The sequence below is a fragment of the Bradyrhizobium sp. CW1 genome (genome assembly GCF_023100665.1).
Lineage (GTDB): Bacteria > Pseudomonadota > Alphaproteobacteria > Rhizobiales > Xanthobacteraceae > Bradyrhizobium > Bradyrhizobium canariense_D.
Map to the genome: position 1 here is coordinate 5,043,458 of NZ_CP064684.1, position 17,183 is coordinate 5,060,640.

17 protein-coding genes and 1 pseudogene are annotated in these 17,183 nt (G+C 61.6%); 6 read left to right on the top strand and 12 right to left on the bottom strand.

Going from position 1 to position 17,183, the window contains the following annotated elements; translation table 11 throughout:
* Positions 1-2: 2 nt before the first annotated feature.
* Genes IVB54_RS24815 through IVB54_RS24830 form a run of 4 tightly spaced genes read right to left on the bottom strand, consistent with a single transcriptional unit; the run spans position 3 to position 3,345 of the window.
* On the bottom strand, positions 3-1,133 hold the full coding sequence (locus tag IVB54_RS24815; protein WP_247776483.1) for an acyl-CoA dehydrogenase family protein: 1,131 nt from the start codon (positions 1,131-1,133) through the stop codon (positions 3-5).
* Between the two features lie 23 nt (positions 1,134-1,156).
* Positions 1,157-2,338: an acyl-CoA dehydrogenase family protein gene (locus IVB54_RS24820; RefSeq protein ID WP_018458775.1), complete on the bottom strand. Its 1,182-nt coding sequence runs from the start codon at positions 2,336-2,338 to the stop codon at positions 1,157-1,159.
* A 9-nt stretch (positions 2,339-2,347) separates the two neighbouring features.
* On the bottom strand, positions 2,348-3,085 hold the full coding sequence (locus IVB54_RS24825; RefSeq protein WP_018458774.1) for an SDR family oxidoreductase: 738 nt from the start codon (positions 3,083-3,085) through the stop codon (positions 2,348-2,350).
* 14 nt (positions 3,086-3,099) lie between these two features.
* Positions 3,100-3,345, bottom strand: a complete 246-nt coding sequence (locus IVB54_RS24830) for a hypothetical protein (RefSeq protein ID WP_157643067.1) — start codon at positions 3,343-3,345, stop codon at positions 3,100-3,102.
* 229 nt (positions 3,346-3,574) lie between these two features.
* On the opposite strand from IVB54_RS24830, the gene IVB54_RS24835 reads away from it, so the two are divergent.
* Together IVB54_RS24835 and IVB54_RS24840 are read left to right on the top strand one after the other, a co-directional pair.
* Complete coding sequence (locus IVB54_RS24835) at positions 3,575-4,318, top strand: SDR family NAD(P)-dependent oxidoreductase (protein WP_026233658.1); 744 nt, start codon at positions 3,575-3,577, stop codon at positions 4,316-4,318.
* Between the two features lies 1 nt (position 4,319).
* Positions 4,320-4,997 (top strand): glutathione S-transferase family protein, encoded by a 678-nt coding sequence (locus IVB54_RS24840; protein WP_026233657.1) that lies wholly within the window; start codon positions 4,320-4,322, stop codon positions 4,995-4,997.
* A gap of 33 nt (positions 4,998-5,030) precedes the next feature.
* Here the strand turns inward: IVB54_RS24840 and IVB54_RS24845 are convergent, their stop codons facing one another.
* Both IVB54_RS24845 and IVB54_RS24850 read right to left on the bottom strand, forming a co-directional pair.
* Positions 5,031-6,230 carry a CaiB/BaiF CoA-transferase family protein gene (locus IVB54_RS24845; protein WP_018458770.1) on the bottom strand — a complete coding sequence of 400 codons (1,200 nt, stop codon included), beginning with the start codon at positions 6,228-6,230 and terminating at the stop codon, positions 5,031-5,033.
* A gap of 98 nt (positions 6,231-6,328) precedes the next feature.
* Positions 6,329-6,961 (bottom strand): 2-hydroxychromene-2-carboxylate isomerase, encoded by a 633-nt coding sequence (locus IVB54_RS24850; RefSeq protein ID WP_018458769.1) that lies wholly within the window; start codon positions 6,959-6,961, stop codon positions 6,329-6,331.
* A 238-nt stretch (positions 6,962-7,199) separates the two neighbouring features.
* Here IVB54_RS24850 and IVB54_RS24855 point away from each other — a divergent pair, with 238 nt between their 5' ends.
* On the top strand, positions 7,200-7,712 hold the full coding sequence (locus tag IVB54_RS24855) for a helix-turn-helix domain-containing protein (protein ID WP_018458768.1): 513 nt from the start codon (positions 7,200-7,202) through the stop codon (positions 7,710-7,712).
* A gap of 26 nt (positions 7,713-7,738) precedes the next feature.
* Here the strand turns inward: IVB54_RS24855 and IVB54_RS24860 are convergent, their stop codons facing one another.
* From IVB54_RS24860 to IVB54_RS24880, 5 genes and pseudogenes are all read right to left on the bottom strand, one after another.
* Complete coding sequence (locus IVB54_RS24860; protein ID WP_018458767.1) at positions 7,739-9,541, bottom strand: AMP-binding protein; 1,803 nt, start codon at positions 9,539-9,541, stop codon at positions 7,739-7,741.
* 57 nt (positions 9,542-9,598) lie between these two features.
* Positions 9,599-10,798 carry an ABC transporter substrate-binding protein gene (locus IVB54_RS24865; protein WP_018458766.1) on the bottom strand — a complete coding sequence of 400 codons (1,200 nt, stop codon included), beginning with the start codon at positions 10,796-10,798 and terminating at the stop codon, positions 9,599-9,601.
* Between the two features lie 430 nt (positions 10,799-11,228).
* Positions 11,229-11,606: pseudogene (locus IVB54_RS24870) on the bottom strand (efflux RND transporter permease subunit); the annotation flags it as partial.
* A gap of 70 nt (positions 11,607-11,676) precedes the next feature.
* Positions 11,677-12,117, bottom strand: coding sequence for a nuclear transport factor 2 family protein (locus tag IVB54_RS24875; protein WP_247776484.1), 441 nt, complete (start codon positions 12,115-12,117; stop codon positions 11,677-11,679).
* A 39-nt stretch (positions 12,118-12,156) separates the two neighbouring features.
* Positions 12,157-13,239: an efflux RND transporter periplasmic adaptor subunit gene (locus tag IVB54_RS24880; protein ID WP_247299695.1), complete on the bottom strand. Its 1,083-nt coding sequence runs from the start codon at positions 13,237-13,239 to the stop codon at positions 12,157-12,159.
* Positions 13,240-13,325: 86 nt separating this feature from the next.
* On the opposite strand from IVB54_RS24880, the gene IVB54_RS24885 reads away from it, so the two are divergent.
* From IVB54_RS24885 to IVB54_RS24895, 3 genes are all read left to right on the top strand, one after another.
* Positions 13,326-13,904, top strand: a complete 579-nt coding sequence (locus IVB54_RS24885; RefSeq protein WP_026233656.1) for a TetR/AcrR family transcriptional regulator — start codon at positions 13,326-13,328, stop codon at positions 13,902-13,904.
* Positions 13,905-13,939: 35 nt separating this feature from the next.
* Positions 13,940-15,100, top strand: coding sequence for an iron-containing alcohol dehydrogenase (locus IVB54_RS24890; protein ID WP_018458761.1), 1,161 nt, complete (start codon positions 13,940-13,942; stop codon positions 15,098-15,100).
* Between the two features lie 141 nt (positions 15,101-15,241).
* Positions 15,242-15,538 carry a hypothetical protein gene (locus IVB54_RS24895; RefSeq protein ID WP_231188681.1) on the top strand — a complete coding sequence of 99 codons (297 nt, stop codon included), beginning with the start codon at positions 15,242-15,244 and terminating at the stop codon, positions 15,536-15,538.
* A 225-nt stretch (positions 15,539-15,763) separates the two neighbouring features.
* Here the strand turns inward: IVB54_RS24895 and hydA are convergent, their stop codons facing one another.
* Positions 15,764-17,173 (bottom strand): dihydropyrimidinase, encoded by a 1,410-nt coding sequence (gene hydA, locus IVB54_RS24900; protein ID WP_026233655.1) that lies wholly within the window; start codon positions 17,171-17,173, stop codon positions 15,764-15,766.
* Positions 17,174-17,183 lie beyond the last annotated feature (10 nt).

Sequence of the window (17,183 nt, forward strand, 5' to 3'; positions counted from 1 at the left end):
GGTTACGCTGCCGCGTCGAGCTGCACATAACGCAGCAAGTGGTGAGCGGGATCGCCGAACTGGATATTGATCGAGGAGATTCGCTTAAAGTAGTGACCGACGTTCAATTCGTCGGTCATGCCCATGCCGCCGTGGAGCTGCACCGCCTGGTCGGCGATGAACTTGCCGGCATAGCCGACCCTCGACTTGGCGCCGGAGGCGAGGCGCGAGATGCCACTTTCGCCGGCACCGAGGCTGAGACTGAGATGCTGCATCAGGGAAAGCGCCTCCTGATGCGCGATGAACATGTCGACCATCCGGTGCTGCAACACCTGGAAGCTGCCGATGGTGACGCCGAACTGCTTTCGGGCCTTGGCGTATTCCAGCGTCGCAGAGTTCAGTTCGGCCATCGCGCCGACCGCCTCGGCGCAGAGCGCGCCGATGGCCCTGTCGCGGCAGCCTTCCAGCAGGGCGACGCCTTCGCCCTCGCTGCCGAGCAACTCGCCGCGCACATCGCGGAAAGTGATCTCCGCGGCACGGCGGCCGTCGATGGTCTTGAAGCTCCGCAATTCGAGATTCGCCGCCCGGGCGTCGACGACGAACAGGCTGACGCCGCCACAATCGTCGCGCTTGCCGGCAGTCCGGGCGGAGACGATGAGATAATCGGCCCAAGGCGCCGCTATGACGGCGGACTTCTCACCACTAAGCGTGTGGTCCTTTCCCTCTCGCCGCGCCGTGGCCGCGACATTGGCGAGATCGAAGCGCGAGTTTTTTTCGGTCCAGGCCAGCGCCCAGATCTTGTGTCCGGCGATGATATCGGGAATGAAGGCCTGCTTCTGCTCTTTCGTCCCTGCCTGCTCGATCAAGCCGCCGACCAGCACGACCGTCTCCACGTACGGCTCCACGACAAGGTGGCGGCCGAACTCCTGGGCAACGATCATAGTAGAGAGCGGGCCGCCACCAAGTCCGCCGCTCTCCTCGGAGAATGGCGCGGCGAGCAGGCCGAGCTCCGCAAAAGCGCCCCACTGCTTGCGGCTCCAGCCCTCTTCGCTGGCCACGATCTTGCGGCGCGCCTCGAAGCTGTATTGGTCGCGTAGCATACGCTGTACGCTGGAGCGCAACAGTTCCTGCTCTTCCGTGAACTGGATATCCATCCGATCCTCTTGTTGCGCTGTTGCTAGAGACCGAGCACCGCTTTGGCGATGATGTTGCGCTGGATCTCGTTTGATCCACCGTAGATGCTGAGCTTGCGCGCGTTCAGGTATTTCTCCGACGCTGTGTGGCCGTAATCGGCACCCGGCATGAACTGGTTTGCGCCCGACGGTTGCTCGCGAAGCGCCAGGCCATAGTTGCCGATGGCACGATGTGTGAGCTCGGTAATGCCCTGGAAGATCTCGGTGCCGCGGATCTTGAACAGCGAGGCCGCGGGCCCCGGATCGATGCCGCGCGCCATCTGGGCAACGACCCGCAGCTCGGTGGCCTCGAGCGCGAGCACATCGAGCTCGAGCCGGCCGATCTCCTTGCGAAATTCGAGATGCGCCGGATCGTCCGCTGCGATCTCCGCTTTCACGATCTTCTTCAACCGGTCGAGGTAGCGCGTCGACCGGCCGATCCCGGCCATGCTGGTGCGCTCGTTGCCCAGCAGGAATTTTGCGTAGGTCCAGCCCTTGTTCTCCTCGCCGATCAGGTTCTCGACGGGAACGCGGACATCCTCGAGGAAGACGTCATTGACCTCGTGCGAACCGTCGATCGTGATGATCGGACGCACGGTCACGCCTGGCGACTTCATGTCGATCAGGAGGAACGAGATGCCCGCCTGAGGCTTGGCGCTCGAATCAGTACGCACCAGGCAGAAGATCCAGTCGGCGTGCTGCGCCAACGTTGTCCAGGTCTTGTGACCGTTGACGATGTAATGGTCGCCGTCGCGCACAGCCTTGGTCCGGACGGTGGCGAGGTCTGAGCCTGAGCCCGGCTCGGAATAGCCTTGGCACCACCAGTCTTCACCCGACAGTATCCGCGGCAAGAACTTCTGCTTCTGGGCATCATTGCCGAAGGTGTAAATGACCGGACCAACCATGGTGACGCTGAACGCCAACGGCGGCAGCGTCCCGGCCCGGCTGGTCTCCTGCTCGAAGATGAAACGCCGGGTGATCGACCAGCCGGGGCCGCCAAATTCCTTGGGCCAAAGCGGCGCGATCCAGCCCTTCTCGTAGAGAATTTGGTGCCAGAGCAACGATTGCTCTTTGGTCAGGTCGGTCTCCGGATTAGGGACCCGCATTTCCTTCGGATAGTTTTCGGCGATGAAAGCGCGCACCTCATCACGGAAGGCCGCATCTTCGGGAGACAGTGCGAGTTCCATCTGCGCTTCCTACCACTTCTCACCGAAGGGGCGGATTTCCAGCTCAAAGGTCCAGGCGCTCTTCGGCTGCTGATACAGCTGCCAATAGGACGCCGCGACCGAGGCCGGCGGCATCAGCAGATCCGGATCGTCGAGCGCATTAGGCCCGAGCGCTTCCAGGCGCCGCTGGCGGACCCATTCGGTGTCGACGCCGGAATCGATAACGAGGTGCGCGACGTGGATATTCTTCGGGCCGAGTTCGCGCGCCATTGCCTGCGCCACAGCGCGCAGTCCGAATTTGGCGCTGGCAAAGGCGGCATAGCCGCTGCCACCGCGCAATGAAGCGGTCGCACCGGTGAAGAAGATGTTGCCCTGGCCGCGCGGCAGCATCAGCCGGGCCGCCTCGCGCCCGGCGAGGAAGCCGGAGTAGCAGGCCATCTCCCAGACCTTGCGGAACACGCGCTCGGTCGTCTCGAGGATCGGGAAGTTGACGTTGGCACCGATATTGAAGATGCAGACATCCAATGGTGCGTGCTTGTCGGCGTCGCTCAGAAAGGAGACGATCTCCTCCTCCTTGCGCGCGTCGAGCGAACGTGCGTGGATCTCGCCGCCGGCAGCCTCGATCTCCTTGACCAGCGGCGCCAGCTTGTCGCCGTTGCGGCGACCCGCGAAGACAGTAAAGCCCTCGGAGGCAAATTTCTTGGCGATCTCGCCGCCGATGAAATCGCCCGCGCCGATCACGGCGACGGTTGCATTTCTCTTTTTCAAGGAACTTCTCCCAGTTAGGTTAGGCGCGCTGTGTGCGAAGCAGTTCTATCGGCCCTGGTGGACCACATTTTTTGAGCGAGACCAGAACGATCGGGATTCGCCATCGCGCCGATCGAGGCTACCATGGTCGTGGCGCAGTCCTCGATCGGCCCGATCTGGTCCACCGCTTTGGCAAGATGGCGATCTGTCGATTGGTCGATGCGGCCAGCAAACCGAAAAGCGGTTTGATCGAGACCGAGTGCTTGCGACAGCTTCGCCACGACTAACCGCCTCCCGACTGAAAAACATCGGCGCCTTTTTCAGCATTGCGCCTCGAAGCGAAACATGCGTTCTTTTTTAGAACTCGTCAATCGCTATTTTGTTGTCACGATCGGATCAGAAAACGGCAAGCTTACTGCCCTGTTCCAGCGCTCTTGAGAACACCGTTTACAACCGGACTTCCAACCGATACCCATAGCGTATCAAATAAGAACTTATGGGAGAGGCAGCATGGGAGAAAGTCGCGGGGTCGCGATGCTGGTCGGCGCGGGTGATGCCATCGGCGCTGCCGTTGCGCGGCGGTTTGCCAGCGGCGGCTACACTATTTGCATCTGCAGACGCGATCCGACCAAATCTCAGGCGCTTGTCGACGAGCTCAGGGCGAAAGGCCACAACATCCACGCCTTCAGCGTCGACGCCCGTCAGGAAGCAGAAGTCCAGAAGCTATTCGCGGGCGTCGAGCGCGACATCGGTCCGATCGAGATCTGCCTGTTCAATGCCGGTTCGAACGTCAACAAGCCCCTGCTGGAGACTACCGAAAAGCTCTTCTTCAAGGCCTGGGAGCTGGCCTGTTACGCCGGCTTCCTGGTCGGACGCGAAGCCGCGCGCGTCATGCTGCCGCGCCGATGCGGCACCATTCTTTTTACCGGTGCGACCGCAAGCATCCGGGGCAGCAAGGGATTTGTCGCGTTCTCGTCGGCAAAATTCGGCCTTCGCGCGCTGGCCCAGGCGATGGCGCGCGAGCTCGGGCCCAAGAACATTCACGTCGTCCATCTCATCATCGACGCTGGCGTCGATAGCGAGGCTATTCATCAGCGCATGAAAGCGGCCAGGGGGATCGAGGCCAGTGAGATCCCGCCCGACAGCCTGACCAAGACCTCCTCAATTGCCGAAGCGTATTGGTTTGCCCATCAGCAAAGCCGCGACGGCTGGACCCATGAACTCGATCTTCGCCCCGCCGTAGAGAAATGGTGACATGAGCGACAATCCAGACCTCACTTTGTGGGGCGTCGGGACAAGCCGCACCGTTCGGCCGCACTGGGCGATGCACGAGCTGGGGCTGGCCTACGAGATCAAACCGATCGGCCCACGGACCGGCGAGACCAAGACCGCCGAATATACCAGGCTCAATCCGCGCCAGAAGATTCCGCTGCTGCAGGACGGTGATTTCCGCATCGGCGAGAGCGCCGCGATCGTCGCTTATCTGTCGCGGATGTACTCAACGCCGGAGCGTGCATTGATCCCTGAATCCACCCGCGACTATGCCGCGTGGCTGGAATGGTGCTTCTTTATCGTCACCGAGCTCGACTCGACTAGCCTGTATGTGATGCGCCGTCACAGCGCCGATGCGCTCGGCCCAATTTACGGCGTCGCGACGGAGGTCGTAGCTCAAGCCGCAGAATACTTTCGGGCGCAGCTGCGCCATGTCGAGGTCGCGCTGGCCGACGGCCGACATTTTATCATGGGCGAGCGATTCAGCAGCGCCGACATCCTGCTGACGACGTGCCTGGACTGGGCGGTCGCCTACGGGGTAGGCATCTGCGACAATGCGCGGCCCTATCTCGAGCGCATGCGAAGCCGGGAGGCTTACCAGCGAGCGGTTGCCGCGAATGCTCCGCGCGCACCAATTAAACCGACGCCTGCCAAGGCCTGAGAACCGTTCGCCGGACGCGCGAAGCGCTTCGACCTACATGGCCACGCGTAGCGTCCGTGCAGCGACCATATCGTCGATCGCGCCATCATCGTAGCCCAGTTCGCGCAGCACCTCGCGCGAGTGCTCCCCGACGCGCGGGGCCGGTCCGCCGATGGCAGCCTGGTTGACCTCGAAGCGGGCCGCGGGTTTGGGCTGGCGCACACGACCGACCTTCGGTTGGTCGAACTCCGCGATGATTCCTCGCGCCACGACCTGCTCATTGTGGATGATCTCGCCGCGCCGCAGGATCGGCGCGCAAGGGACATCCGCAGCGTCCAACCGCTCCAGCCATTCGGCGGTCGTGTGCCGGCCGATATACTCCGCCATCTTGTTGATGCGCGCCGTGGCGTTCACCGAACGCGCGGACGGGGTCGCAAACCGGGCATCGTTGGCGAGCTCGGGATCGCCGGACGCGCGGCAGAAGCCCTGCCATTCGGAATCTGAGATGGTGCCGGCCGTGATGTAACCATCGCTGGTCTTGAACACGAGATCCGGGCGGTCGTTGGGATCGGCGGCAGCGGCCTCGGCTCCGACCACCGTGTACTGCATCATGCCTTCCGGCCAGAGGTAGGAAATCATCGCGTCCAGCATCGCGACCTGGATATGATCCCCCTGCCCCGTCTTCTCACGCGCGTAGAGCGCCGCCGCCACCGCCTGCGCGGTGAACACGGCGGTGGTCTTGTCGCACACGATGGTGCGGATCATCTGCGGGCGATTGGTGACCGGCTGCGACTGGATATCGGCAAAGCCCGACAGGCCCTGAATGATTGGATCGTAGACGCGCTTCTTCACATAGGGCCCGGTGTCGCCGACGCCGCTGATCGAGACATAGATCAAGCGCGGATGACGCTGGCGCAGTTCTTCGACGCCGAGGCCGAGGCGCTCCATGGTGCCGGGCCGGAAGTTCTGCACCAGAACATCGGCCTGCGCGACCAGCTTGGCCAGCACCTCGTGCCCGGCGGGGCTCTTGACGTCGATCGAGAGCGAACGCTTGCCGCGGTTGGACGAGATGAACAGCGCGGAGAACTCGCCGTCCTTGTCGATGGTGGCCCGGCTGCGACGGGTGATATCGCCACCGATCGGCTCGATCTTGAGCACGTCGGCGCCCTGGTCCGCCAGAAACATGGTCGCAAACGGGCCCGACACCACGCCGGTCAGATCGAGGACACGAACGCCGCTAAGCGGACCAGCCATTTCACTCTCCTGGATTGTTTTTCTGCCGACGGGCTGAGGATAAACTCCGGCTTACCGTCAGCCCTTCGCCTCAACCCGCACGGACCGCAAGTCGGTAACTAGCCGGTCTTGGAAACGGGCTGCCGGGTCTGTTCGACGATCGATTCCTCGACGTCCCGGAGTTGATCCTTGCCGAAAAACATCTCCTTACCGACGAAGAATGTCGGCGAGCCGAAGGCACCGCGGGCGACCGCGTCATTGGTCAGGTCAATCAGCTTCTTTTTGACGTCATCCTGCTGCGCGCGCGTAACCAGCCTGTCGATGTCGATCCCCGAGGAGGCAAATGCGGTCCGGAACACTTCGGGATCATCCATCTTCTTGGGCTCCTCCCACATGTGATGATAGGCGGCGCGGAAATAGGGTTCGAATACGCCTTCGAACTGGGCCGCGACGGCGCCGCGCATCAGCATCAAAGTGTTGACTGGAAAGAAGGTATTCTGACGAAATTTCGTGATGTTGTGGCGGCGGATAAACCGCTGGGTCTCGAGCGCCTGGTATTCCGGCTTGTTCTTGATCCCGCGAAGCGAGTCGAACGGGGACATGTTGCCGGTCGCCTTGTAGATCCCGCCGAGCAGGACCGGGACGTACTCGAATTTTACCCCGGTCCGCCGCTCGATCCCGGGGATGGCGACCTCCGCCAGATACGCGTTTGGGCTGCCGAAATCGAACTGGAATTCAACCTTGAGGGTCATGACCGCTTCTCCCGCAGAGCGTATTGGATGGTCAGGGACCGGCGATCCAATCGCATGGCTTGCCTGTTCTCACTTCTACAGTTCTAAAAACGAACTGTCAAATTCGGCTAGATTTATGCTGGTTTGACCGTTTCATCGGGTATTGTTTGGAATTCAGTACCTATCTAGAATGCAAGGCAAACATGGCGGCCTCGGCAGCGATTCGAGCGGGTCTCGCTGGGATGACTGGAGAATACGGATGAAGTGGAAAGAACTGGAGGAAGAGCCGTGTTCGATGGCCCGGACCATCGGCGTGATCGGTGACCGCTGGACCCTTCTGATCCTGCGCGAATGTTTTTTGCGCACGCGGCGCTTCGAAGGATTCCAGTCGGCGCTCGGAATTACACGTCATCTCCTCGCCGAACGGCTGAAGAAGCTGGTCCGGCAGGGCATTCTGCGCCGCATTCCCTACCAGGAGGCGCCAAAGCGGCACGAATATATCCTGACCCAGAAGGGTCTCGATCTTTATCCGATCATGATGGCGCTCGTGCATTGGGGCGACACTCACATGGTCGACGAGCGCGGCCGGCCGCTGCTGCACCAGCACCGCAAGTGCGGAAAGGACTTCGACCCGGTCATGGTGTGCTCTGAATGCGGCGAGCCGCTCTCGGCCAAAGAGGTTCATACCCATCCAGGCCCCGGCGCCCAAAGCCCGCTGACGACAGCCGCACCTGACAAGCCGAAGGCAAAGGCGCGCCGCAGCGCCGCTTGAGCCGGCCACCGGCGTCAGGCACTGAATCAGACTCGAATCACGGCTGCGTCGGGTTCGTTGCAGTGGAGACGGTCCGCTTGTTCAGCCCGGTGCTTGAGCACAGCACGTTGATTGACATAGGCCTTGTCGGTGATTTCTCCCGCGGCCAATGAGGGCGGATCCTTCAGCAGGGTGAACGTGCAGATTTTTTCGCTGCTTCCGACGGCCTCATTGTATTCCTGCAAACGATGTCTCAGGAATTCGAGCACCTTGGGGTCGCAGGTCAAATCCGCAGCCGGCGCGTTCGAAATCCGCGCCGCCTCGGTTGGATTCAGCCAGCATAGCAGCGCGCAGGCATCACGGTTTTCTCCGGCAACGACAATGTCCAGTAGGACGCCGCGCGTTGCGGCCAGGATGGCGGCACGCATATTGCCGATCGCAACCCAGGTGCCGTTCGCGAGCTTGAAGTTCTCCGAAATTCTGCCGGTGAAACGCAGACCGAACTCCGGCTTCTCGGGATCGATAAACGACACGGTGTCGCCGATGCGGTAGAACCCCTCCTCGTCGAAAGCCTTCTCCGTCAGATCGGCTCTGCCGAGATAACCGGGGGTGACGTTGGGGCCCTTGACCCTGGCCTCGTACGTGTCGGAAACAGGGATCAGTTTCAGCTGCACGCCCGGCGCGGGAAGGCCAATCTCGCCCGGCCGATCCGTTGCCCAATGCGTCGTGCTGATTGTCGGCGCCGTTTCGGTCGTCCCGTACCCCGACATCACCGGAATCCGCCGGCCCGTGACCGATGAAGTCAGCCGATAGAGTTTTTCGAGCGTTCCTTGCGAAATGGCAGCCCCCGCGTAGCTCAATCGATCCAGCCGTTTGCAGATGCTGGCGCCGAGGGCGAAGTCGTTCTCGATGGCATCGCACAACAGGTTATAGCCGGCGGGAACGTTGAACATCGCCGTCGGCGAGATCTCCTTGAGGTTCGCCACCGATTTGTGAAAGAGCTGAGGCAGCGGCCGACCGTCATCGATGTAGAGCGTCCCGCCGTTCCTGAGAATGCCGTGAAGAATGACGTTGCTGCCCATCGTATGGTGCCACGGCAGCCATTCGACCTGAACCGGCGCCTCCGGAGGCGACACCAGCAGGCTCCCCATTTGCAGCGAGCTCGCCATCATGCGATGCGTGTTCAGCACGCCCTTTGGCAGGCCGGTCGAACCGGAGGTGAAGAGAATTTTTGCAACGGCGTCGCTGGGAATTGCACCCGACGCACGCGTGAATCCTTCACGGTCCGTTCGATCCGTCAGGACCCGGAAGGGCGTCGTCTCCGGCGCGCCATCGACGCTGATCCAGGTCGAGTCTGCCAATTCGGGAATGGAACGGGCCGCGGAAAAGTCGCGTCCACTCTGAACGAAAACGAAGTTCGGACGCAGCACCTGCGCGATGTCCTTGAGGCGCGCAAGGCCGCCGGGCATCAGCGTGTAGTTCGGCGATATAGGCGCCAGAATGACACCTATCGACATCGCCGCAAAGGAGATCACCGCGTTCTCGATGGAGTTGCCCGAAAGCACTGCCAGCCTGTCAGCCGGCTTTGCGCCCATGTCGATCAAGCTCTGGCCGACCGCCTGCACCTGCGACCATGCCTCGCTATAGGTGATCTCGTCCCATCCCCCTTTGGGATTGCGTTGCGCGAGGAATATTCTGTCCGGAGCCGCGTTTGCCCAGCGCGGCAGAAAATCGGTGACGCGCCAGTCGCATGGCCCCAATTCGAGCGGCGACCTCAATATGAGCGTGCCGTCGGTGCGGCGCTCGACAGAGAGCTCCCGTGGCGCAAACGTCAATGGCTTCGCCGACATCGAATACGATCTCCTGAATTACCGCGGATGGATAGAACGGGCGGGCTGCGCCAAGCGTCACTCCGACCTGGCGTCCAAGACGTCTCCGAACGCTTGCCACGTCGTGCCGGTCCAGCGCTGCAGCCGCATCTGCGTCCAGATCATGTTCTCGGTCTCGCTCGTGTTGACCTTGATCCCGGGCAGCACAGTCGGAACGACGACGTCTTTCAGGTTCTTCGCCTGCGCCAGAATATTCTTCCGCGACAGATCATCACCGCATTGCTTGAGGATCCGCTCGAGCAGGACGCCTTGCTGATAACCGGTCAGATAGCTGCCGTTGGTGATATCGGCGCCCATCAGATACTTTTCGAAAAACGCCCGGTAGGCCTGCATACCCCGGTCGTCTTTCCATGTCTCGTCCAGGACGTCCTTGTTGGTGGTCCCGACCATCACGCCGACCGATTTGTCGAGGCCGGCCGGTGCGAGCGTGCCTCCGACCGATCCGGACGGGAAATTGATGATTACGGTCGCCTTCCAGCCAATCACCGAAGCTTGCCGGATGGCCTGCGCCGCAAACTTCGGCGTCCCGGCGATCACCAAGGCCTCGGCACCCGAGCTCTTCAGATTGGTAATCTGTGAGTCAATCGTCGGTTCAGTGACCTCGTAGGAAGCACTGACGACCTTGCGGTCGAAATCCTTGCCGAGAAACGCCTTGAAGGCAGCGACGTAATCTTTGCCAAGATCGTCGTTCTGATAGAGGATGGCATACTTGGCGTTCGGTAGCGTTCTCGTCAGGTATTTGGCGTAGATTTTTCCTTCGGTGTCGTAGCTGACAAGACCCGTGGTGATCAGCGGGTAATTGGCGACGTCCGTGAACTTGGACGAGCCGCTGACGATGGCGACACTCGGTACCCCTTTGGCCCTCAGGTATTTTGCAGTGGCCGAGATGCCGGGCGTGCCGAGCTGGCCGAACATGAACGACACTTCGTCGCTTTCGACCAGCTTGCGGACGTGCTCCACCGCTTTGGGAGGACTATATCCGTCGTCATAGGCGATGTAGTTGATCTTGCGTCCTTTGACGCCGCCGCGGTCGTTCAACGCCTGAACGTAGGCCATGAGCCCCTTGCCCACGAGACCGATCGATGATGCCGGTCCGCTGAAGGGAAAAACCCCGCCAATCTTGATTTCGGTAGCAGAGATTCCCGGCTCGTCGGCGGCGAATGCGGGACCACTCAGGAATAGAGCCAGAGCCGCGACGATCTTCCATCTCACCAGCATTGCGTCCTCCCAAACTTGCACCCCTTCTCGAGTGTGCGGCTTTGTTTTGTTGCGCCGGTGGCGGCTCGTCGCGCCCTTTGCGAAGAGGCATCGCGCAGAACAGGTCCAGCCGCAAATCCGGCACGTCGCGGCCGTTGCGTTCGGCCATCTCGTGCGCAGCCTACAGTTCTTTTTTTGAACTCGTCAAGCGATTAGATGCTCACGTGCCGTGACTTGGACGACAGGCCCCGTCCTCGTACTTGGAAATAACTTGGTCTAAATCCTGCGTATAAGGCCGCGTTTTCGGCTGTTCTAGGACAGGATCGCTGGCGCATTTCCATGCTGCTGCACACATTCTTTTTTTGAACTATAAGGCCGCCGCGAGACCACGCAGTGCCTGGCTTATCTAGCCAGGCACCCACGGCGCAGCAGGGATAGATTTCGCCGAGCCCTACTCGGCGGCGATTGCTGTTCGCAATTCTGCATCCTTCGCCGAACGCTCATAGGGGGCTGGCTTGATGCGAAACCAGGCCACATAAAGCGCAGGAAGGAACAGCAGGATCAGGACCTTGCCAACTGCCGTGCCGCCAATCAGCGTATAAGCCGTCGATCCCCAGAACACGGAATGCGTCAGAGGAATGAAGGCCAGCACGGCGGCAAGTGCGGTCAGGATCACCGGCCTGGTGCGTTGCACGGTGGCTTCGATGACGGCGTGATAGTCATCGAGGCCGGCAGCACGATTCTCCTTGATCTGTTCGGTCAGGATCAGGGTATTGCGCATCAGGATGCCTGCCAGTCCGATCAGGCCAAGAATGGCGTTGAACCCGAACGCAGGATGATGAAGACAGGGTAACGGCCCGTTCGCGAACGGCGATCGCGGAAAGATTAAGGTTCATCTGCTAACTTACAATTGGCTGGGCGGCAGCTTCCTTGAGGCCAGCTGCCGCTTGGGCGGCAAGCCCGCGCGCGGCTTCCTGTGAATCTTGAAATTCCTCGAGGGCATGGACTCTGCCCCACCGCAGGGTGAACACGTGGAGACCGCGGTTGACGTACGAGCCGTCGCCATCGAGCAGCGTTGCGGTGCCGTCCCATTCGACAAACACGGTGGTGTTCCAGGGCCAGCCCTTCACCCAGACGTTGTTGACCCTGATATGGAGCGTGGGCAGGACGCGTCCGAGCCGCTCGAACCAGCGGCGCAGGGCCGCTTTGTCGTGGCGCTCCCCGCCCAACGCGTGATGGCCGGAAACACGGTGATGGATGTGCGGCGCGACCGCCTTCACCGCTTCATCCCAGCGATGGTTGTTGACATGGATTTCCTGCTCGACGATGTAGCTGTACATGTGCTTCTCCAGCGGCTGGGGCGGAACGATTGAGACTCTTCAGTTGCTCCGGCTTTCAGCGGCGGTCCTGACACGAGCGCCCTCCTGCAGGAGGTGAGCGCCGAGCGAAACAATTGGATCACCAGAATTCAAGCCGGAGATCACGGCGGTTTCGTCGGTCACCCGAACAAGCTTGATCGGCCGAAAGCGTACGGTTGAGGTGGCGCTGTCGAGGATCCAAACTCCGGTCTTGCGGCCATCATCGAGCACTGCTCGGAGCGGCACCTGAACTTGCGGCTCGCTCGTTTGGCTCGGTAGCCGAATGGTCACCGTCGCGCCAAGTGGTGCGGCCGCGGCTTCACCGTCCAGGACATACCGGGCTTCATAGGTTCGGGTCTGGGCATCGGCGGCGTCGGACAATTGCCGCAAACGCGCCGTATAGCGCCACCCTTCGGCTGCTCCGTACACGCTGGCCTCGGCCACGGAGTCGATTGCCGGCCGGATCGTTTCAGGGAGCGCGACCACCGCCTCGCGAGGACCGGCCTTGGCAATCCGAACAACCGTCTGGCCGGCCGAAACGACCTGCCCGGGCTCGCCAAGCGTTTCGACCACCGTTCCGTCCGCGTCCGCGACCAGGATCGAGTACGTCGCCTCGTTCTCGGCAACCCGTGCATCGGCTTCAGCGCTCGCAAGCTGCGCCTCGGCCGTATCCAGCGCGGCCTTGGCTTGCTCGTAGCGCTGTCGGGAAGCCCAGCCGTTGCTCACCAACTTGGCGTATCGCGGTTCGTCCGCTTCGGTCTGCACGACGGACGCGCGCGCGGCAGCAACGGCGTTGCGCTTCGCCGTGACCGCAAGACGAAGGTCGGTTTCGTCGATCCGCATCAGCGGCTGACCGGCTTTGACCTGCTCACCGGTATTCACAAGCCGCTCCACGATCTTGCCGGGAACGCGAAAACCGAGGCTGCTCTGCACCCGCGCCCCGATCCGGTCACCCGCGCCCGCGGCCGCGATCCTGACGATCGGGGCTTCTTGCCTCGGATCGCTCACGGCCGAGGCCGCCGGCGCGCGAAGCGTAACGAATGCGGCCACCGCGCATCCCGCGATCAGGACGCTCCCCAGCACGATCATCTGTCGCTTTTTCATAACGTGGCCTCATGCCAGATAGATTGCGTTCGAGCTCTATACCGGATAATAGATGTCGAACGCAATCTAAAATGGGGAGACCAATGATGCGAGTGAGTCGCATTCAGGCTGAGGAAAACCGGCAAAACGTCATCAATGTCGCAAGCCGCCTGTTTCGGTCGCGGGGATTTGACGGCATCGGCCTCAAGGACCTGATGGAAGCTGCCGGGCTGACCCAAGGCGCATTCTACAAGCAGTTTGAGTCAAAGGAGGACCTGGCCGCGCAGGCGTCGACGCGCGCGCTGGAGAGCGCCACGCTGCGATGGTCGACCGCCATCGCCGCGGCCCCTGAGGATCCCCTCGGGGCGGTGATGGGGTTCTATCTCAGCACGGATCATCGCGACGAAAAGATGGACGGTTGCCCGATCGTGGCGCTCGGCTCGGATGTGGCCAGACAGAGCAGCGAGGTGAAAGCGTCGTTCGAAGGCGGGATCAAAGCGCATATCGAAATCCTCAGCCGCCTGATTGCCGAAACGAGCGACGAGGAATCCAGGAGCAAAGCCATGGCCATTCTTTCGACGATGGTCGGAGCGTTGACACTCTCACGCGTCGTCAACGATCCCGATCTCGCTCAGGCCTTTCTGGAAACGGCGTCGCGACAGATTCGCGACACTGTCGCCGCTTGAAGATCGGTGCTTGATAACTCACAGGGAGAACGCAAATGCGCAAAGCAGGGATACACAATTTTCCGGCGATCGACCGTGTCGTTTACGGCAAAGCTGCGTCTGAGGCCTTGAACGATGAAGCGGTGCGGCTGGATGCCAAGCGCGTCTTCCTGATCGTCAGCCGCACCTTGAATACCAAGACCGACGAGATCGAGAAGATCCGGCGTGCGCTCGGCGAAAGACATGTCGCGACCTTCGATGGAATTGCAGAGCACACCACGCGCAAGCAAGCTGCCGAGGTTGCCCGTCAAGCCAAAGACGCCGGAGCCGACCTGGTGGTCGCCGTCGGGGGAGGCTCGGCGATCGATCTCGCCAAGATCGTCATCATGGCGATGGAACATGACATCCGTGACGAAGCGGGTTTCGATCCATTTCCCATGGGCCCGGGCGTCACCGTCTCTCCGTTCCGATCGCCAAAGGTTCGACAGATCGCGGTGCCATCCACGCTGAACGGCGGCGAATACAATGCAGCAGCGCTCGTCACCGATGAACGCAGCAGGCTGAAGCAGATCTTCTTCCATTCTCTGATGATGCCGGTGGCGATCATTCTCGACCCTGCCCTTACCGTCCATACGCCCTCGAAGCTCTGGATGGGATCGGGAACGCGCTCGATGGACCACGGCATCGAAGCATTGTGCTCACCCGCCGGCACGCCGCTTAGCGACGAGGTGGTCCTGGCCGGCATCCGCACGCTTCGGGAGGGAATGCAACGGACCTTGCAGCAACCCGATGATCTGGAGGCGCGTCGACTGTCTCAATATGGCGCGTGGCTCGCCGCTTTCGGCCTCCAGGCGCGGGTCCCGATGGGAGCCAGTCACGGCATCGGCCACGTGCTTGGCGGGACCTTCGGCGTACCACACTATTATTGCACACCGGTCATCATGCCGAGCCTACTTCGCTACAACAAGGCGTTCACAGAGGATGCGCAAACGCGCTTAGCAGCGGCTCTTGGCGAGCCGGGCATGGAAGCGGCAGCCGCCTTCGCAGAATTCACCAGGAGACTTGGACTACCCGGTCGCCTTGCCGACGTCGGGATCGGCGAAGACAATTTCGAGCAGATCAGCAAGATTGCGATCAATCATCGCTTCGTGCAGGCCAATCCGCGGCCTTTTAAAAGCGAAGCCGACATCGTCGATCTGTTGCGAATGGCCGCCTAGCCAAATCCGAATGAACTGATACTTGCCCAAATTGACGTGCGGGAGAATCCAGCCATGACATCAGCTCCGCGCCCACGCCGGCAAGTAGGGCCGGCGACGCGCCGGCAACCGTCTATCAACTGTCCATGCAGGAGAGCGCGGATGCTGCCCGCTGGCATGAACATCCACGGTGGAGAAAGCCGTAAAGACAAGGAGGCGATCCCTTGCTCAACCTGTCACATGACTTCGACGCAAGTAAACGAACCGGCTCCCGCTCCGCCCCGCGCCGGCATCGACTGGCAACTCGCTCCCGTTGACTTCATCCGGTTCGGAAAAAGCGGCGCCGAGATCTGCGCGCAAATGAAGGATCCCAAGCGCAATGGCGGCCGCGATGCCGCCGGGCTGGTCGAACATCTGCGCCATGACGCTTCGTTGAACGGCTTCATTCCGCACGGCTGAGCGCCCGGCACAGGTCGGACGACGCCACCAGGCAGCTTCGAGAATCGTGTCAAGGACGTCGCCTTATGGGGGACGGCCTGACAACCTTGTCCGAATTGATTAGATTCGTTTTGCTGCATGCGAAGGCTGGATACGAACATATGACCGGCATGATCTGTGGACTTGAGACGGCCGTCGCGCCGCGCGCACGGGCGCCATAGCTGAGCAGCAACGCGTTGAGTCCGATCAGATCAGGCTCGACCTGCCGCGGCTGAGAATGTCGCCTGCGCCTTTGTCGCCGACGATCCTGCCGTGTTCGTACACCACCCGGCCACGGGCGATCGTCGTTACCGGCCATCCGGTGACGTCGAACCCTTCCCATGGCGTGTAGTCCGAACCGTGATGCAGATCGGCCTGCCGAATAGGCTTCTTCAATTTGGGATCCCAGAGCACGATATCCGCATCGAAGCCGACGCCGATCGAGCCCTTGCGCGGATAGAGGCCGTAGATGCGCGCATGGTTGGTCGCGGTCAGCTCGACGAATTTTTGCAGGCTGATCCGTCCCTTCGACACGCCTTCGGAGAACAGAATCGGCAGCCGGGTCTCGACACCTGGAATGCCGTTCGGCACCCAGCGGAACGAGGTGCGGCCGTTCGGCGTCAGCTTGCCCCTGGGATCGTCGTAACGGAACGGGCAGTGATCGGACGAGAAAGTCTGGAACACGCCCGTGGTGATGCCTTCCCAGATCGCCTGCTGGCTTTCCGCGTCGCGCGGCGGCGGCGAGCAGACATATTTCGCGCCTGACATGTCCATGTTCAGACCCTTCATGTCGTCAGCCGTCAGCGTAATGTATTGCGGGCAGGTCTCGGCATGAACAGGCAATCCGCGCTGCTGAGCCCAGCGCACCTGCTCCATCGCCTCGCGCCCGGAGACGTGCACGATCATGATGGGAACGCCGATCACCTCGGCATGACTGATGGCGCGATGCGTGGCTTCGCGCTCGACCGCCTGTGGCCGCGACACGCCGTGATAATAGGGCGCGATATGGCCCTCGCGTTCCAGCTTGGAGGTCAGGAAACGGATGGCGTCGTAACCCTCGCAATGGACCATCACCAGCGCCTCCTCGCGGCGCGCGACCTCGAAGACCTCGAGCAGCTGCTTGTCACTGAGCACGAGGTCGTCATAGGTCATGAACACCTTGAACGAGGTGTAGCCGTCCTTGACCAGGGCCGGCAGCTCCTGCCCGAGCACGACCGCGGTCGGATCGGAGATGATGAGATGGAACGCCGTGTCGATATAGCACTCGCCTTCGGCAAGCTTGCGGTAGTTCTCGACGCAGGTCCGCAGCGACGTGCCCTTCTGCTGCAGCGCGAACGGCAGCACCATGGTGTTGCCGCCGGCGGCTGCCGAACGGGTCGCTGAGGCGAAGTCGTCGGCCATCACCACGTCGGGGCCGGAGGCCTGCGAGATGTGGACATGGCTGTCGATCCCGCCCGGCAGGGCCAGCAGCCCGGTCGCGTCGATCTCGCGCGCTGCGCCTTCGAGATGATCAGCAATGCTGACGATGCGGCCGTCGCGAATGCCGATATCGGCGCGGAACTCGTCGCTGGCCGTCACGATGGTGCCGCCGCGAATAGCAAGATCGAGCTGCGTCACAGGAGTCTCC

Bases quoted from the DNA above. Each gene is read 5' to 3' on its own strand.
- IVB54_RS24835 (WP_026233658.1), top strand. From the start codon at position 3,575: ATGGGAGAAAGTCGCGGGGTCGCGATGCTGGTCGGCGCGGGTGATGCC.
- IVB54_RS24895 (WP_231188681.1), top strand. From the start codon at position 15,242: ATGCTGCCCGCTGGCATGAACATCCACGGTGGAGAAAGCCGTAAAGAC.
- IVB54_RS24855 (WP_018458768.1), top strand. From the start codon at position 7,200: ATGAAGTGGAAAGAACTGGAGGAAGAGCCGTGTTCGATGGCCCGGACC.
- IVB54_RS24820 (WP_018458775.1), bottom strand. From the start codon at position 2,338: ATGGAACTCGCACTGTCTCCCGAAGATGCGGCCTTCCGTGATGAGGTG.
- IVB54_RS24850 (WP_018458769.1), bottom strand. From the start codon at position 6,961: ATGACCCTCAAGGTTGAATTCCAGTTCGATTTCGGCAGCCCAAACGCG.
- IVB54_RS24880 (WP_247299695.1), bottom strand. From the start codon at position 13,239: ATGAAAAAGCGACAGATGATCGTGCTGGGGAGCGTCCTGATCGCGGGA.
- IVB54_RS24845 (WP_018458770.1), bottom strand. From the start codon at position 6,230: ATGGCTGGTCCGCTTAGCGGCGTTCGTGTCCTCGATCTGACCGGCGTG.
- IVB54_RS24885 (WP_026233656.1), top strand. From the start codon at position 13,326: ATGCGAGTGAGTCGCATTCAGGCTGAGGAAAACCGGCAAAACGTCATC.
- IVB54_RS24875 (WP_247776484.1), bottom strand. From the start codon at position 12,117: ATGTACAGCTACATCGTCGAGCAGGAAATCCATGTCAACAACCATCGC.
- IVB54_RS24890 (WP_018458761.1), top strand. From the start codon at position 13,940: ATGCGCAAAGCAGGGATACACAATTTTCCGGCGATCGACCGTGTCGTT.
- IVB54_RS24815 (WP_247776483.1), bottom strand. From the start codon at position 1,133: ATGGATATCCAGTTCACGGAAGAGCAGGAACTGTTGCGCTCCAGCGTA.
- IVB54_RS24865 (WP_018458766.1), bottom strand. From the start codon at position 10,798: ATGCTGGTGAGATGGAAGATCGTCGCGGCTCTGGCTCTATTCCTGAGT.
- IVB54_RS24840 (WP_026233657.1), top strand. From the start codon at position 4,320: ATGAGCGACAATCCAGACCTCACTTTGTGGGGCGTCGGGACAAGCCGC.
- IVB54_RS24860 (WP_018458767.1), bottom strand. From the start codon at position 9,541: ATGTCGGCGAAGCCATTGACGTTTGCGCCACGGGAGCTCTCTGTCGAG.